The organism is Streptomyces sp. MMCC 100, assembly GCF_041538145.2.
In the GTDB taxonomy this organism is placed as follows: domain Bacteria; phylum Actinomycetota; class Actinomycetes; order Streptomycetales; family Streptomycetaceae; genus Streptomyces.
The window spans coordinates 2,681,689-2,696,690 of sequence record NZ_JBGORK020000001.1; the positions used below are offsets into that span (position 1 = coordinate 2,681,689).

A 15,002-nucleotide genomic window follows, 5' to 3' on the forward strand; every position below is an offset into this window, starting at 1 on the left:
ACGGTATCGATATCGTGTTCGTGTGGTGACTTCTGCGTGCGAGCAGGTTTGCGGCCACGAACATGTGACCCAGCACTCGTGTACGTAGTACGCTGGCACGTGTACGATGTATCAAGAAAGGCTGGAACACGTCTGTACGGGGGGCTGGTGCAGTTGGCGGCGTGACGATTTTTCTTCGTTTGGCCGTTGTTTCCTCGGGGGCAAATCGCTGTGCACCGGACGGCTTTTCCGACGAGGTCGGTTTCATTATGTTTCGCCGGTGTTTCGGTTTCCCATTTACTCGGGTCGTCAATGGTTAAACTTTGGCGGATCGATTGCGTCGTCTGTACCCTTCCCGTAGATCTGCTTTGACGTTGGCTCGACGCTCCGCTAGATCAGACGAATATGGGGGATTTTCGGATGGGGCATCAGTCCGTGAGGCTTCTTGAACCGCGCGCTCCGCGTCAGGTACCCCTACGGGGTGCGCACACCGTGCCCGGCGTGAGGCGAGTCCGTAACGCTTTACGGGTGCTCGCGGTGGAGAGCGAAACCGAAGTGGCCAAAGAGTTGGTTCGTGACCTGTGGCGGCACGGATACCACGCGGAGAGCGTGGCGACGGGCGCACAGGCCCTGCAGCAGTACCGGAACGCCGATCTGCTCCTCGTCGACCTGAACCTTCCCGATCTGGACGGGGTCGAACTGTGCCGCAGCATCCGTGCGGTGTGCGACGTGCCCATCATCGTCGTGACGTCCCGTGACTCCGAGCTCGACCGGGTCCTCAGTCTGCGGGCCGGCTCGGACGACTACGTGCCCAAGCCCTACAGCCTGGCCGAGCTCGTCGCCCGCATCGAGGCCGTCATGCGCCGGGTGCTGCGGCAGCCGGTCACGGTTGACGAGGTCATCACCGTCGGCCCGCTGGGCATCGATCCCCGCGCCCGGGAAATCCGTCTGGACGGCCGTCCCGTGGAATTGACACGCAAGGAATTCGATCTGCTCTACCTGCTCGCCTCCCGCCTGGGAAGTGTTGTCACCCGAGGGCAGATCATGGCGCAGGTCTGGCGGGATTCCCGGTCGGAGCCGGGGCGCACCATCGACACCCATGTCAGCAGTCTGCGGAGCAAGCTGGGGTCGAGCAGCTGGATTATTACGGCCCGTGGAGTCGGCTTCCGCCTGGGGCATCCCTGACATCGTCTCTTTCTTGAGGGTTCTTCTCGTATTCGAGAACGGACCCCGTGAAAGAGCCCAGGATCAGTGATCCGGAAAGGGGCCCCGGTCAAGGGCGATCGGCGGTCCTTCTTCGTTGTTGAGTCGTACGAAATGGTCCGCCGCGGAATGCGGGATCATGACCAAGTGGGAATCCGCCCGGGTCGGGGCGGACTCAGGCCGCGCCGCGCCACCCCGGCAGCGGTCCGGCAGCCCACGAGGTGGCCGTCCTGCGCCTGGCTGAGAACGGCGTCCAGGGCGCCCCGCGACGACCGGCAGGAGCGTCCGCCGGCTGCGCCGCCTGGGCGGCGTTCGCTGCGAGCGCGCCGGCCAGTGCCACCGTCACCGCGGCGACCTCCTCGGCGGTGGGGTCCCCGCTCGTGATGCGCCAGTACCGCGTGCTCAGCATGGTGGTGGTGTCCACCGTGGTGTTGCCTTCTGCTGTCATGCTTCCTCCTCGTACGAGTCGGCGGCCCTTTGGAACCGGTCGGTTCCAAAGGGCCGCCGGGCGGCTGTGCCGTGTCAGACGCGAGACCGGCGGATCGCCTCCAGCGCGGCCACCGCGACGATTCCGACGATCAGGTGCATCGCGATCAAGGTGGCTGCGGTCTGGCCGTCGGTCTCCTGGGTCAGCGGGCCGATCGCGGTGAGTACCGCCACCGCGCCGCCCGCGATCTGCCCCACCCGCAGGAAGGCCGGCTTCCAGCGGGCCAGGAGCACGGCGGCCGTAATGCCGAGCACCGGTGCGGCCACCGACATGAAGATCACGTCACTGGCGCCGATCTCGTCCGGTTTGCCGTTGAGCTCCAGGACCAGGGAGGCTCCGGCGGCATCGCCGATGAACAGGACGATCAGGTTGACGACCGCGGCGATGGCCGCGCCCCCCACCACGGCCTGCCACGCGGGCAGCGCGCGCCGTCCTTGAGCGGAACGGGTGGCAGCGGGGTTACTGCTGGTCATGGAGCCCTCCGGGCTGTCGTATTCATGGGTGGTGCGTACTTCCGGCGCGAGGACCGACCGCCCGACCGATCCGTCAGGTGGGGTTCAGGGACAGGGCGTGCCGGAAGACGTTGTTGGGGTCGTAGGTGTTCTTGACCCGCTGCAGTCTGGGGTAGTTGTCCTTCCAGATGATCGAGTACCAGGGCACACCCGAGGTGTTCTGCTCCGGGTCGCGCATGTCGACGTCGGGGTAGTTGATGTAGCCGCCGTCCTGCTGGCGGTTCGGCACCGGGAAGCCGCCTGTCTCGCCGTGGACGTTCTTGCGCAGGGTGCGCAGCCAGTTGACCTCGATGTCGTCCTGGGCCGGATCGGCCCAGTTGTTCGAGTACCAGAGCTTGAGGATGGAGTCGCGCTGCGGGATCGCCCTCGCCGACGACGAGACGGTGTTGATCTCGCAGCCGTAGGCCGCCAGGTACACCAGGCCGGCCCCGTAGTGGTTCGGGTCGGTCAGCGAGCGGTAGAGCGCGCCGACCTGAGTCCGGTTCAGCGGCTTGCGCAGATGCCCGCCCATGGACTTCTGCCGCGAGTAGGCGCCGTAGCTGGGGGTCGGCTCCAGGGCGATCTCCAGCCAGGTTCCCTCCGTGACGTCGACCGTCGGCTCCAGCCCGACACCCGAGTTGACCGCGCGGATGTAGTCGTCGTGCAGCTTGGGGGTGTCCGCCAGCGTGGCGTCCATGCGGATCTCCAGCTCGACCGTGCCCGCGAGCGACGAGTGCAGTTGCAGCGAGCTGTGCATCGAGTTGTACGGGGAGCACGGATCACTGTTCGCGGCGTGCCAGGCACCGTGGTTGAGCACCAGACGGGTGAAGCCCGCCTCGGTCAGCTTCGCCCAGGGCCACGTCACGATGGTCTTGCGCATCCGTGCGGGCGGCTTCGGCAGCAGCGCCGACGGGCTGCCGTGCGCGCCCGGGCTGCGGAACCAGAACCGGGTCACGATGCCGAACCCGCCCCCCCCGCCGCCGGTGTGCGCCCACCACAGGTCGCGGTTCGGGTCCCTGGCGTCGCGCGTGGCGATGACGGTGCGTGCCTGGCGGCCCCGGTCCGCGACCACGACCTCGACCGCGTACAGGTGATCCACGATGAGGCCGTACCGGCGGGACAGCGGGCCGTAGCCGCCGCCGGTGACGTGACCGCCGACGCCCACCTCCGGGCAGACACCGCCCGGCACCGTGACACCCCAGCCCTGGTACAGCGCCTCGTACACCTCACCGAGGCGGGCCCCGGCCTGGACGGCGAAGGCGTTCATCGTCGGAACGAAGGTGACGTCCTTCATCTCGGACAGATCGACGAGGATGCGGAACTGCGGGTCGTCGACGAGCCCCTCGAAGCAGTGGCCGCCGCCGCGCACCGTGATGCGCTGGTTGTTGGCGATGGCCTGGTTTACCGCCTTCTCCACCTGGGAGGCGCCGTGCACGAGCCAGATCTCGTCCGGGGTGGCCACGAAGCGGTTGTTGTATCCGCGCTCCGCGAGCTCGGCGTAGCGAGCGTCGCCCGGTCTGACGATCACCTCCGGTGCGGCCTGCGCGGCCCGGGCCGTGGGCGAGGTCAGTGCGGTGAAGCCGGCGGTGGCGCCGGCCACCGCTATCGAGGAGCCCAGGAACCTGCGTCGCGAAACCATGTTGTGCCCTATCTGTGCTGGGATGTTGAGAAATCACCGCATGGACGCATGCGGCCCGGGGGTGGACGTCAGCCAATCAGTCCCCGGGGGCCGCCACCCCGCGCTTGACGTGGATCTGTGGTGTCTCGATGCAAAAGTTGAGGTTTCGCACACTCCGGTCAGAACCCGTTCCCTGTCCCGGCCGCCTCCCGCAGCGCCGCGGCCAGCGCCGCCTCCGACTGGGAGCCGGTCAGCTGCCGTACGCCGTCGATGAAGAACACGGGCACTCCGGTGACGCCGAGCCGGCGCACCCGGACGAGTTCGGCGCGCAGCCGTTCCGTCTCCGCGTCCCTCTTGGCCTGTGCCGCACCGGGGCTGTCCGGCGTGACACCGATCTCGTCGGCGAGCCGCGTGAGGGTGGCGGGGTCGCCGATGTGCAGCCCGTCCGTGAAGTGCGCGCGGAAGAGACGCTCCACCATCGGCTCGGCCAGGCCCTGCCGAGCGGCGCGCGCGATGAGCCGGTGGGCCTCGAAGGTGCCTGTGGCCACAGCGCGTTCGTAGTGCAGCTCCAGGCCCTCCGCGGTCAGCTGCCGGGCGAACTGCAACGTCTGCTGAACGGCCTGTGCTCCGAACACCCGCTCCAGCACGGGGAGCAGCGGCTCGCCTTCGGTACCCGCGCCGGGCGCCAGTTCGAACGGCAGGAACTCCACCGCCAGTTGGCGGCCCTCGGCGCGCAGCCGCTCCGCCACCCGGGTGAAACGGGTGTAGCCGAGATAGGAGTGCACGCAGATCACGTCCAGCGCGATCCGTACGCGCACCGTCGCGTTCCTTGGCGTCTGCTGTTCCAAAATTCCTGCCTCCAACGGGACGAATTGGTCAAGTGCGTTCTCATTGTGGGGGGTTGCCGTGCTTGCGGGAGGGCAGGTCGGCGTGCTTGGTGTGGAGCATCGCCAGGGACTTGATCAGCACCTCGCGGGTCTCGGCGGGGTCGATGACGTCGTCGACCAGGCCGCGCTCGGCCGCGTAGTAGGGGTGCATCAGCTCGGACTTGTACTCCTTGACCATGCGCGCCCGCATGGCCTCGGGGTCCTCGGCGTCGGCGATCTGCCGGCGGAAGATGACGTTGGCGGCACCCTCCGCGCCCATCACCGCGATCTCGTTGGTCGGCCAGGCGTAGGTGAGGTCGGCGCCGATGGACTGGCTGTCCATGACGATGTAAGCACCTCCGTACGCCTTGCGCAGGATGAGGGAGATCCGGGGCACGGTCGCGTTGCAGTACGCGTAGAGGAGCTTGGCGCCGTGGCGGATGATGCCGCCGTGCTCCTGGTCGACGCCCGGCAGGAAGCCGGGTACGTCCAGAAGGGTGATGATGGGGATGTTGAAGGCGTCGCACATCTGGACGAAGCNGCGTTCACGAGCCGTCAGCTTGCCCTTGGCGTGCTGCTTCTCGACGGCGCGTGCGGAACCGGCGTGCGTCGCTTCCTCGATACGGCGCCTGAGATCCGCGAGCTTGCCCGCGGTCGTGTGGATGTCGATGTCGTTCACTGGTTGTTCCACCCCGGGGTCGTCGGATCAGAAGGTGTCGTGCGGGACGTGGACGCCCCAGATGTCGCGCAGTGCGTGGGAGACCTCACCGACCGTGGCGCGCTGCCGCAGCGCTTCCCGCATCGCCGGAAGCACGTTGTCGGTGCCCCGCGCGGCGGAGCGCAGTGCGTCCAGGGCCCGTTCGACGGCGCCGTTGTCGCGCTCGGCACGCAGGACCGCCAGGCGTTCGCACTGGTCGGCCTCGATCTGCGGATCGACGCGCAGCGGCTCGTAGGGCTCCTCCTCGTCGAGGGCGTACCTGTTGACGCCCACCACGGTCCGCTCCTCGTTGTCGATCTCCAGGGCGATCCGGTACGCGGACTTCTCGATCTCGGACTTCTGGAAGCCCTGTTCGATCGCCGCCACCGCGCCGCCCCGGTCCTCGACCGCCTGGATGAGTTCCAGGGCCGCTCCTTCGACGTCGTCGGTCATCGACTCCATGACGTAGGAGCCGGCGAAGGGGTCGACCGTCCTGGTCACATCGGTCTCGTAGGCGATGACCTGCTGGGTGCGCAGCGCGAGCCGGGCCGCCTTCTGCGTCGGCAGGGCGATGGCCTCGTCGTAGGAGTTGGTGTGCAGGGACTGCGTCCCGCCCAGGACGGCGCCCAGTCCTTGCAGGGCGACCCGGACGAGGTTGACCTCCGGCTGCTGCGCGGTCAGCTGCACGCCGGCAGTCTGTGTGTGGAAGCGCAGCATCTGCGACTTGGGGTTCCTGGCGTGGAACTCGTCGCGCATGATGCGCGCCCAGATCCTGCGGGCGGCGCGGAACTTCGCGATCTCCTCCAGCAGCGTGGTCCGGGCGACGAAGAAGAACGACAGGCGCGGCGCGAAGTCGTCCACGTCCAGGCCCGCGGCGAGCGCGGCACGGACGTACTCCTTCGCGTTGGCCAGGGTGAACGCGATCTCCTGCGCCGGCGTGGCCCCGGCCTCGGCCATGTGGTAGCCCGAGATGGAAATGGTGTTCCAGCGCGGCAGCTCCCGATGGCAGTAGCCGAAGATGTCGCTGATCAGGCGCAGGGACTGCTGGGGCGGGAAGATGTAGGTGCCGCGGGCGATGTACTCCTTGAGCACGTCGTTCTGGATGGTGCCGGTCAACTGCCCGCCCGAGACGCCCTGTTCGGCAGCCACCAGTTGGTACAGCAGGAGCAGCGTCGAAGCGGGGGCGTTGATCGTCATCGACGTCGACACCTTGTCCAGGGGCAGTCCCCGGAACAGGGTCAGCATGTCCTCGATCGAGTCGATCGCCACGCCGACCTTGCCGACCTCACCGCGGGCGATGGCCTCGTCGGAGTCGTAGCCCATCTGCGTCGGCAGGTCGAAGGCCACGCTCAGGCCACCGGTCCCGGCGGCCACCAGCTCGTGGTAGCGCTCGTTGGACTCCTTGGCGGTGCCGAATCCGGCGTACTGCCGCATCGTCCACGGCCGGCCGGTGTACATCGACGGATACACGCCCCGTGTGAACGGAAACCCTCCGGGGGCGCCCAGCTTGGCGTCCGCGTCGAAGCCCGTCAGTGACCAGCCGTCGTAGACCGGCTGGATGGGGAGTCCGGACTCGCTCTGCGCAACGGAACCCATGCCCCGACCTCCTCTGGTACTGAATATCTTATAGACGGTACTCAGTACCGTTGGACTGGGCAAGTGGTCTCCGGGAGCCGAGACAGGGAAGGATGGCCGCCCATGAGCAAGCCACCCGCGCGCATCCGACTGGCGGACGCCGCCTTCGCGCTCTTCGACGAGCGCGGTTACGAGCAGACGACCGTCGACGACATCGCCGAACGGGCCGGAGTGGGACGTACGACGTTCTTCCGGCACTACCGGTCCAAGGAAGCGGTGATCTTCCCCGACCACGACCGGCTGCTGGAGCTGATCAGGGACCGGCTGGCGACGTCCAGCCACAGCACCGCCCTGGTCGCCGTGTCGGACGCGGTACGCCTGGTCCTCCTGCACTACATCGAGGAGGGTGAGCTCGCGCGGCGGCGCTACGCACTCACCAGCAAGGTGGCCGCCCTGCGCGACCGGGAGATCGCCAGTGTGGCCCGCTATCAGCGACTGTTCCGCGAGTTCATCGCGGAGTGGATGGGAGATCCGACGGCGGCGGCCTCACTGCGGGCCGAACTCATGGCGGCCTCGGTCGTCGCCGCGCACAACCACGTGCTGCGGCGGTGGCTGCGGGGCGAGTCCTCCGACCCGGTCGACGAGGTCGACGAGGCGATGCGCGAGGTGCTGGCCCTGTTTCCGGCGCCCGCGGCCCGGGAGGGCATGCCCGAGGGGGGAAGCACGGTCGTCGCCTTCCGGACCGGGCAGGACCTCGCCGTGCTGCTCCCGGCGCTGCGCCGGCTCGTCGAGGGGGGTCCGTGAGGCGGGTTCCGGTGTCCAAGTAGCTGGACACATCGCGCGGACTCTCTCCGGTAGACAGAGGAGCACCTCGTCGCGCGGCTTCCTGGACAGCACCGGCCGGACGCGACGGACGGCGAGACCTCACCCGAGCGCGCCCCGGACAGGGGTGCCTCTTCGATCCAGGAGAGAGAAGAACCGTATGGCCAGGTTCACGATGGCTCGTTCCAGGCATGTCGCACTCGCCCTGACCCTGCTGGTCGCTCCGGGGGTGGTCGCCACTTCGGCGTCCGCCACCGGAGTCCCGGCGGCCACCGACCCGGCCCCGTCCGCACCTGCGCAACGGCACAGACACCTCTACGTCGGTGGATTCGCCTCCCCGGCGATCGCCGGAGCGTCCGTGACCAGGGACGGCGCGATGCGCCTGGTGTCCTCGTCCCCGTTCCCCTCCGGTCCTTCCTCGTTGGGAATGGCCATCACACCGGACGGCCGGACGCTCTACTCGGTGAGCGCGGGGCTGCAGCTCAGCTCCCTCCCGCTCCAGCCGGGGAGCATCACCCGCTATCGGACAGCTGCCGACGGCACACTCACCGAGACGGGCGAGACCGTTGCCGCGGGCCCGGTGATCGGCGCGGCGATCACTCCGGACGGCTCACGCCTGTTCGTGACCGTCGCCACGGGCACGACGGGCGAGGTGCTGTCCTACTCGGTCTCCCCGTCCGGGGACCTGATACCGACCGGCGCGCCGCCGGTACCGGTGCCCAGCGCGGTCAGCCAGGTGGCGATCAGCCCGGACGCGCGGCACCTCTTCGTGAGCAACTTCCTGACGAACAACATGTCCAGCTTCGAGATCGCGTCCGACGCCGGCCTCAGCCCCGTCGGCGCACCCGTCCCCACAGGGGACAAGCCGGCGCTTCCCGCGATCTCGCCCGACGGCCGGCGCCTCTACGTCAGCAACGAGGGCAGCGGCGACGTCTCCGGCTACGCCATCGGGCGAAACGGGCGGCTCAGTCCCCTTCCGGGTTCCCCCTACGTCAGCGGCGGCACGCCGCACGGGGCGGTCTTCACCCCGGACTCCCGCCGCGTCTATGTCGCCAACGCCGCGGGCGACACGATCACCGGCTGGTCGATCGGCCGGGACGGCCGGCTGAGCCCGCTCCCCGGTTCGCCCTACTCGAGCCCCGGTGTCGCACGCGTCGTACTCAGCGCCGACGCGCAGGTCCTCTACGCGATGACCGGTGCCCCGCGGCGCAGCGGCAAGGTGTCCAGTCTCGCGGTCCGGCCCGACGGCAGCCTGACCCCGACCGGATTCCCGTCCATCAGCACCGGCCTGTTCTGGCACGACGGCTCGAACGCGTTCCTCACGCCGAACCAGGGCCCGATCGCGGCGCTCCGTGCCGAGGGGCACGGCCGCGGACCCACCCGGACGTTCTCGGCCGCGGGGTCCTCCGATCCGGACGGACGCGTCGCCCGCTACCGGTGGGACTTCGGGGACGGATCCGCCGAGACCACCACCACGCCCCGTGTCACACACCGGTACTCCACCGCCGGCCCCCGGACCGTGTCCGTGACCGTGACCGTGACCGTGACCGACGACGAGGGCTGCTCCACCGTGCTGGTCTACAACGGCACCACGGTCGAGTGCCGTGGCGGCGCACGGGCTCGCGCGACCGAGCGGATCGACGTGGGCCGTCCGTAGGTACCGCGGTGAACGTGCCGGCCCCGAGGGCGGTCCGTCCACGGCGTCGCGGGCCTGCCGGAGTCAGCGTGAGCTCTCTGTCTCCGGGGAGGCGTCGCTCGCGGCCCAGGAGGAGAGGAACCGCAGACCGTCCTGGGAGGGACTGCCGGGTTCGGCGGTCCAGGTGACGAGCTGCTGGTCGGGGTTGGAGGCGGAGGTGAGCGTGTCCCAGTCGAGGGTGAGGTCACCGGCCACCGGGTGGCGGAACACCTTGGTGCCCATGCCCCTGACCGCGACATGATGGGCTCCCCACCAACGGCGAAAGTCCTCGTCCTGCACCGACAGCTCGCCCACGAGGCTGGTCAGCCGCGGATCGTTGGGGTCCCGGGCGGCCTCCATGCGCAGCTGGGCCACGCAGGTGTGGGCGACGCCCTCCCAGTCCGGGTACAGAGCCCGCACGGCGGGGTCGGTGAACACCAGGCGCACGTAGTTGCGCTGCTTCTCCGGGATCCGCGCGAAGTCCGTCAGCAGGGCCGAGGCCATCGGGTTCCACGCGAGGACGTCCATGCGGCGGTTCAGCACGGTGGCGGGCACGGTGACCAGCCCGTCGAGCAGCCGTTGCAGCTGGGGGTGAACCTTCTGCGTCGTGCGTCGGCGGGGCCGGGTGGCGTCCTTGCCGGCCAGCTCGAACATGTAGGCGCGCTCGTCCTCGTCCAGTTGCAGGATGCGGGCCAAGCTGTCCAGCACCGGATGCGACGCCTGTCGGCGGCCCTGTTCCAGCCGGGTGTAGTAGTCGGTGCTGATCGAGGCGAGCTGAGCGACCTCCTCGCGCCGCAGCCCCTTCACCCGACGCCTGCTGCCGGTGTCGGGCAGCCCGACGGCGGCCGGGACGAGTTCCATGCGGCGGGCCTTGAGGAAGTCACCCAGCTCACCGCGGTGCGCGTTGCGATCCATGCACCCAGTCTCGCAGTACACCCGGCCTTCGTGAGGGGGCCGGTTCTGTCCCAGGACACCGCTGTCCTGGGCTGATTCCCGCCCCTTTTGCCCAGGACCCGTGGGCGCGACTCTCGAATACGTGGCCGCAGGAAACGGCGACCACGCACCGGATCAGCGCAACCGCGCGAACAACGGCAAGGATGCACCACCAGCTCATGAAGACGAACGTCACCTTCCCCAGCGCCGGCCTCAACCTCGCCGGCATCCTGTTCACCCCGGACTCCCACACCGGCGCACCGCTGCCGGCCGTCGTGGTCTCCCACCCGGGCGGCGGCGTCAAGGAACAGACCGCCAGCACCTACGCCGAGCGCCTGGCCCGCCAGGGCTACGCGACCCTGGTCTTCGACGCCGCCTACCAGGGCGAGAGCGAGGGCACCCCGCGGGGCCTGGAGAACCCCTTCCAGCGCGCCGAGGACGTCCGCGCCGCCGTCACCTACCTCACCACCCGCGACGACGTCGACCCGAACCGCGTCGGTGCCCTGGGCATCTGCGCCTCCGGCGGCTACGTGCCCTTCGCCGCGCAGACCGACCACCGGATCAAGGCCGTGGCGACCGTCTCCGCCGTCGACATCCGCAGCCTCCTCGTCGAAGGCCTCGGCCGTACCCAGGGCCCCGAGGTCCTCCAGGCGATGCTCGACCAGGCCGGCGCCCTGCGTACCGCCGAGGCCCGCGGTGAAGCCCCCGCCACCCTCAACTGGGCTCCCGAAAGCCCCGAGGGCCTGGAAGAAGCCCCCGTCCTGTACCGCGAGGCCCAGGACTACTACCGCACCCCGCGCGGCGGCCACTGCAACTCCACCAACGAGTGGGTCCTGCGCAGCATCGACCAGATCGCCCAGTACGACTCCTACGCCATGATCGGGCTGATCGCCCCGCGGCCGCTGCTGATGATCGCGGGCACCGCCGCGGACACCGCCTACTTCAGCCACGAGGCGGTCGAGAAGGCCGGCGCCAACGCCGAGCTCTTCGAGATCGACGGCGCCACCCACGTCGACCTCTACGACAAGGACGAGTACGTCACCCCCGCCGTCACCAAGCTCACCGACTTCTTCGGCAGGCACCTGAGCGCCTGAGCATCCGACCGGTGCGCCCGGCCCCTCAGCGGGCCGAGCGCACCGTGTCCGACGGAAGCACCCCGAACCGGTCCCGGTACTGCTGGGCGAACCGCCCGGGGTGGAAGAAGCCCCAGCGCGCCGCGACGTCGGTGACGGATCCGGGCGCTCCCGTACTCAGCTCGAGATGGACCCGGTCCAGCCGGACGGCGCGCACGTACGCGCGTGGTGACATCCCCACCTGGTCACGGAAGCCGGCCTGCAGGGACCGTTCACCGATCCCGGCCATGGCGGCGAGATCGGCCGTACTCAGCTCCAGGTGCGGGTGTTCGTCGATGTACTCCACGACCTGCTGGATCCTGGCCCGCCGACTGGGCGCGGGCCTGCCGTGCAGCGTCTCGCTGAGCTGGTTGGGGACGGTCATCAGCAACTGGGTCATCAGTGCCGACTCGAGTTCGTGCCGGACGGTCGGCATGGTGGCGAGGCCGTTCGGCCGGAGCAGCTCCGTGTACAGGAAACCCACCGTCGCATCGAGCATCTGACCAGGTGCGCCACTCAGATCGAATTCCAGGGCGAACCGGATGTGGCCGTCGACGGGCCGGCCGGTCAGCTTCGCGGCGTGGGCCTCCAGCAGCTCCCTGGGGATCTTGACCGCGTGCTGCACACCGTCCGGACTCCACCACATGGTCACGGGCCCGCTCGGAATCATGGCGATACCACTGCGCCCGGCCGTCGAAGTGCGGGTCGTGCCGTTCTGCTGCACCGTGCTGGCGCCGGAGAGGGGCAGGTTGACGTGGTAGACGGACCCCATCGGAGGACCGAAGATCGTGACGTCGGTGCCGTATCCGAGCCGTGCCAGTGTCAGTCGGCCCGAGGGTGTCAGATCGAGCCGGCAGTCCAGCGTCGCTCTGTCGCCGACCGACATCTCGTGCTCCGCGAACGTCTTCGTGACCTGGGTGCGGGCGACGTCGAGGTCGGTGGTGCGAAAGCGCAACCGAGGCTCCGGTCGCACCGTTTGCCGATCGGTGTTCATATTCCCTCGCGTGTTACGGGTTCCCTCGCGTGTACGGGCCGGCTTGCGAAGCCGATGGCGGCGAGAAGCGCACACACGATATTCGATATTTCCCTCCCCGAACAGGGTCGCCGCGGGCACGGGGACGAGCGCCCGGAAGCGCCGTTCGGTTCGCGGATGTCCTCCTGCGGTCCGCGGATGGTGACGTGCTTGTGCCGCGGCCTAGCGTCTGCCGTCGACGCGCAGACCTGCGCCGTCCTTGAGCCGACCTGTGGAGTTGTGCGACATGAGCGAGGACTCACGCACCACGATCCGGCCGCTCCTCGTCGAGCGGCAACCGAGGCGGGGCGCCTGCCCCCGCTGCGGCGCCGAAGAGTTGCGGGGCTATCCCGTCAACTCCGAAGGAGGGTGGTTCGACGTCGTCAAGTGTCAGAACTGCCTGCTGTCGGTCAGCCGTGACCGCGGACCGCGCCTCGGACCTGTCCGGCTCCTCTCCGACCTGCTGTAGCAAAGGATCGACGATGATCGCAGTGGACGTAGGAGGCACCTTCACCGACGTGGTCGCCCTTCGGGACGGGGCCATCCACACGGCGAAGGTGTCCACGGACTACACGGACGTGACGAAGCCGGTGCTGGAGGGGGCGGCGGCGCTGGGGGTCGAGGGCTCCCACGTCTTCAACCACGCCAGTACCCACGGACTCAACGCGGTGATCACCCGCCGGCTCCCGAAGATCGGGTTCCTGGCCACCGAGGGTCACCGGGACATCCTCGACATGGGCCGTGTGTGGCGGCCCGCCGAGGCGATGCTGGATCCGCACTGGCGGCGCAGCTTCGGCGACGCCGCGCGCCCGCTGGTGCCGCGGTACCTGCGGCGCGGGATCCGGGAGCGGATCACGGCCGACGGCGGAGTGCTGTTCGGCCTGGACGAGACCCAGGCCCGGGCGGAACTGGAGGTCCTGCGCGGCTGCGGGGTCACCGGGGTGGCGATCTGCCTGATCAACGCCTACGTCAACCGGACACACGAGGAGCGGCTGCGCGAGCTGGTGCGCGAGGTGCTCGGTGACGTGCCGTGCTCCATCTCCAGCGAGGTCTCCCCGCTGGCCAAGGAGTACACCCGCGCGTCGACGACGGTGGTCGACGCGCTGATGAAGCTGATCTACGCCGACTACACCGCCACCCTCGAGAAGGGGCTGGCGGACATCGGCTTCACCGGGCAGCTCAACTTCGCCGACTGCGCCGCCACCCTGGTGCCGTCGAACCGGGCCATGGAACAGCCGTTCCGGATCGTCTTCTCGGGGCCAGCGGCGGGCACGGTCGCCAGTGCCCACTTCGGCTCGCTCATCGGCGAACCGGACCTGCTCTGCGCCGACGTCGGAGGCACGTCCTGCGACATCAGCGTCGTCACCGGAGGCGAGCCGTACGTCGACACGACCTTCGAGCTGGAGCACGACCTGGTCGTCAACGCGCTCGCCAACGAGGTCACCGCCATCGGCGCCGGAGGCGGCAGCCTCGTGACCATCGGGCAGTCCGGTGAGATCCGGGTGGGGCCGGGCAGTGCCGGTTCCACCCCCGGACCGGCCTGCTACGGCCGCGGCGGGACCCGGCCGACGACCACGGACACATGTCTGATGATCGGCATCATCGATCCGGAGACCTTCGCCGGCGGGAAACTGAATCTCGACGTCGAGCAGGCGCGTGCGGCCTTTAAGAACCTGCGCACCGAGTTCACGCTCGCGCAGCGCGTCCGCTACGCCTACGAGATGGCGGTGCACAACATCGCCGAGGGCGTGTTCAACGTGGCGATCAAGAACGGCGTCGACCCACGCGACTACACCCTGATCGCCTACGGCGCGGCGGGCCCGATGCTGCTGCCGGCCACCATGGACGCCGTCCACTGCAAGCAGGTCGTCGTCCCACCGAACCCCGGACTGTTCTCGGCCCTGGGGCTGCTCTCGGCCGACCAGGTGTTCACCGCGAACCGCAGCGCCTACACCGTCCTCACACCCGAGGCGGCACCGGGCATCGACGCGCTGTTCACCGAGATGGAGACCCGGCTGCGGGAACGCGTCGACTCCGACGCGACCGTCACGTTCGAGCGCAGTTACGACGGCCATCTGGTCGGCCAGAGCTGGGAGACCCCGTTCGTGCCGGTTCCGGCCGGTGCCGTCGACGCCGATGCCGTCGCCGCGATGATCGCCTCGTTCCACGACACGTACCAGGAGCGGTCGGGCAACCGTTTCGACACGCTGCCCGTCGAGGGCGTCACCTTCCGGGTCCGCGCCGTGCTGGACACGGAGAAGGTCGAGTATCCCGAGCTTCCGCGCCGCGGCCCGGACGAACAGCTCGCCCCGACCCGGACCGTCCGGCTGCGCTACCTCGGCGACCTGGACGCGATCGACGACGACGCCGGTCAGGAGGCCGCCGTCTACGACCGGGCGGCGCTGCGCGCCGGTGACGAGATCGAGGGCCCGGTCATCGTCAACGAGCGTCTGTCGACCACCCATGTCGGCGCCGGCCAGCGCCTGGTCGTCGGCCGTCACGGCGAACTCGTCATCCGGAGGAAGTGAGCGG

The 15,002-nt window shown here is 69.2% G+C and carries 13 protein-coding genes and 1 pseudogene; 6 read left to right on the forward strand and 8 right to left on the reverse strand.

Annotated features, from left to right (window positions below):
• Window positions 1–507: 507 nt before the first annotated feature.
• The gene (locus ABS735_RS12440) at window positions 508–1,164 is read left to right on the forward strand and encodes a response regulator transcription factor (RefSeq protein ID WP_373905990.1); all 657 of its coding nucleotides are present in this window, start codon (window positions 508–510) and stop codon (window positions 1,162–1,164) included.
• Window positions 1,165–1,357: 193 nt separating this feature from the next.
• On the opposite strand, the gene ABS735_RS12445 is transcribed toward ABS735_RS12440, so the two are convergent.
• The 6 genes and pseudogenes from ABS735_RS12445 to ABS735_RS12470 form a co-directional block, all read right to left on the reverse strand.
• The gene (locus tag ABS735_RS12445; RefSeq protein ID WP_373905989.1) at window positions 1,358–1,630 is read right to left on the reverse strand and encodes an acyl-CoA carboxylase epsilon subunit; all 273 of its coding nucleotides are present in this window, start codon (window positions 1,628–1,630) and stop codon (window positions 1,358–1,360) included.
• A 74-nt stretch (window positions 1,631–1,704) separates the two neighbouring features.
• Complete coding sequence (locus tag ABS735_RS12450; RefSeq protein ID WP_373905988.1) at window positions 1,705–2,142, reverse strand: DUF6069 family protein; 438 nt, start codon at window positions 2,140–2,142, stop codon at window positions 1,705–1,707.
• A gap of 73 nt (window positions 2,143–2,215) precedes the next feature.
• The gene (locus tag ABS735_RS12455; protein WP_373905987.1) at window positions 2,216–3,799 is read right to left on the reverse strand and encodes an FAD-binding oxidoreductase; all 1,584 of its coding nucleotides are present in this window, start codon (window positions 3,797–3,799) and stop codon (window positions 2,216–2,218) included.
• A gap of 158 nt (window positions 3,800–3,957) precedes the next feature.
• Window positions 3,958–4,596, reverse strand: a complete 639-nt coding sequence (locus tag ABS735_RS12460; protein WP_373905986.1) for a DsbA family protein — start codon at window positions 4,594–4,596, stop codon at window positions 3,958–3,960.
• Between the two features lie 70 nt (window positions 4,597–4,666).
• A pseudogene (locus ABS735_RS12465) lies at window positions 4,667–5,182 on the reverse strand (carboxyl transferase domain-containing protein); the annotation flags it as partial.
• A gap of 168 nt (window positions 5,183–5,350) precedes the next feature.
• Window positions 5,351–6,937, reverse strand: coding sequence for an acyl-CoA mutase large subunit family protein (locus tag ABS735_RS12470; protein WP_373905984.1), 1,587 nt, complete (start codon window positions 6,935–6,937; stop codon window positions 5,351–5,353).
• Between the two features lie 102 nt (window positions 6,938–7,039).
• Here ABS735_RS12470 and ABS735_RS12475 point away from each other — a divergent pair, with 102 nt between their 5' ends.
• Together ABS735_RS12475 and ABS735_RS12480 are read left to right on the forward strand one after the other, a co-directional pair.
• Complete coding sequence (locus ABS735_RS12475; RefSeq protein ID WP_373905983.1) at window positions 7,040–7,720, forward strand: TetR/AcrR family transcriptional regulator; 681 nt, start codon at window positions 7,040–7,042, stop codon at window positions 7,718–7,720.
• A 178-nt stretch (window positions 7,721–7,898) separates the two neighbouring features.
• Window positions 7,899–9,395, forward strand: a complete 1,497-nt coding sequence (locus ABS735_RS12480; RefSeq protein ID WP_373905982.1) for a beta-propeller fold lactonase family protein — start codon at window positions 7,899–7,901, stop codon at window positions 9,393–9,395.
• Between the two features lie 63 nt (window positions 9,396–9,458).
• On the opposite strand, the gene ABS735_RS12485 is transcribed toward ABS735_RS12480, so the two are convergent.
• Complete coding sequence (locus ABS735_RS12485) at window positions 9,459–10,328, reverse strand: helix-turn-helix domain-containing protein (RefSeq protein ID WP_373905981.1); 870 nt, start codon at window positions 10,326–10,328, stop codon at window positions 9,459–9,461.
• 197 nt (window positions 10,329–10,525) lie between these two features.
• Here ABS735_RS12485 and ABS735_RS12490 point away from each other — a divergent pair, with 197 nt between their 5' ends.
• Window positions 10,526–11,440 (forward strand): alpha/beta hydrolase, encoded by a 915-nt coding sequence (locus tag ABS735_RS12490; protein ID WP_373905980.1) that lies wholly within the window; start codon window positions 10,526–10,528, stop codon window positions 11,438–11,440.
• A 25-nt stretch (window positions 11,441–11,465) separates the two neighbouring features.
• Here the strand turns inward: ABS735_RS12490 and ABS735_RS12495 are convergent, their stop codons facing one another.
• Entirely contained in the window at window positions 11,466–12,413 is a 948-nt protein-coding gene (locus ABS735_RS12495; RefSeq protein ID WP_373905979.1) for an AraC family transcriptional regulator, read from the reverse strand.
• Window positions 12,414–12,717: 304 nt separating this feature from the next.
• Here ABS735_RS12495 and ABS735_RS12500 point away from each other — a divergent pair, with 304 nt between their 5' ends.
• Together ABS735_RS12500 and ABS735_RS12505 are read left to right on the forward strand one after the other, a co-directional pair.
• The gene (locus tag ABS735_RS12500; RefSeq protein ID WP_373905978.1) at window positions 12,718–12,939 is read left to right on the forward strand and encodes a hypothetical protein; all 222 of its coding nucleotides are present in this window, start codon (window positions 12,718–12,720) and stop codon (window positions 12,937–12,939) included.
• Between the two features lie 13 nt (window positions 12,940–12,952).
• Window positions 12,953–14,998 (forward strand): hydantoinase/oxoprolinase family protein, encoded by a 2,046-nt coding sequence (locus ABS735_RS12505; protein ID WP_373905977.1) that lies wholly within the window; start codon window positions 12,953–12,955, stop codon window positions 14,996–14,998.
• Window positions 14,999–15,002: the final 4 nt, after the last annotated feature.

Bases quoted from the DNA above. Each gene is read 5' to 3' on its own strand.
- ABS735_RS12445 (WP_373905989.1), bottom strand. From the start codon at position 1,630: ATGACAGCAGAAGGCAACACCACGGTGGACACCACCACCATGCTGAGC.
- ABS735_RS12450 (WP_373905988.1), bottom strand. From the start codon at position 2,142: ATGACCAGCAGTAACCCCGCTGCCACCCGTTCCGCTCAAGGACGGCGC.
- ABS735_RS12455 (WP_373905987.1), bottom strand. From the start codon at position 3,799: ATGGTTTCGCGACGCAGGTTCCTGGGCTCCTCGATAGCGGTGGCCGGC.
- ABS735_RS12470 (WP_373905984.1), bottom strand. From the start codon at position 6,937: ATGGGTTCCGTTGCGCAGAGCGAGTCCGGACTCCCCATCCAGCCGGTC.
- ABS735_RS12475 (WP_373905983.1), top strand. From the start codon at position 7,040: ATGAGCAAGCCACCCGCGCGCATCCGACTGGCGGACGCCGCCTTCGCG.
- ABS735_RS12480 (WP_373905982.1), top strand. From the start codon at position 7,899: ATGGCCAGGTTCACGATGGCTCGTTCCAGGCATGTCGCACTCGCCCTG.
- ABS735_RS12485 (WP_373905981.1), bottom strand. From the start codon at position 10,328: ATGGATCGCAACGCGCACCGCGGTGAGCTGGGTGACTTCCTCAAGGCC.
- ABS735_RS12490 (WP_373905980.1), top strand. From the start codon at position 10,526: ATGAAGACGAACGTCACCTTCCCCAGCGCCGGCCTCAACCTCGCCGGC.
- ABS735_RS12500 (WP_373905978.1), top strand. From the start codon at position 12,718: ATGAGCGAGGACTCACGCACCACGATCCGGCCGCTCCTCGTCGAGCGG.
- ABS735_RS12505 (WP_373905977.1), top strand. From the start codon at position 12,953: ATGATCGCAGTGGACGTAGGAGGCACCTTCACCGACGTGGTCGCCCTT.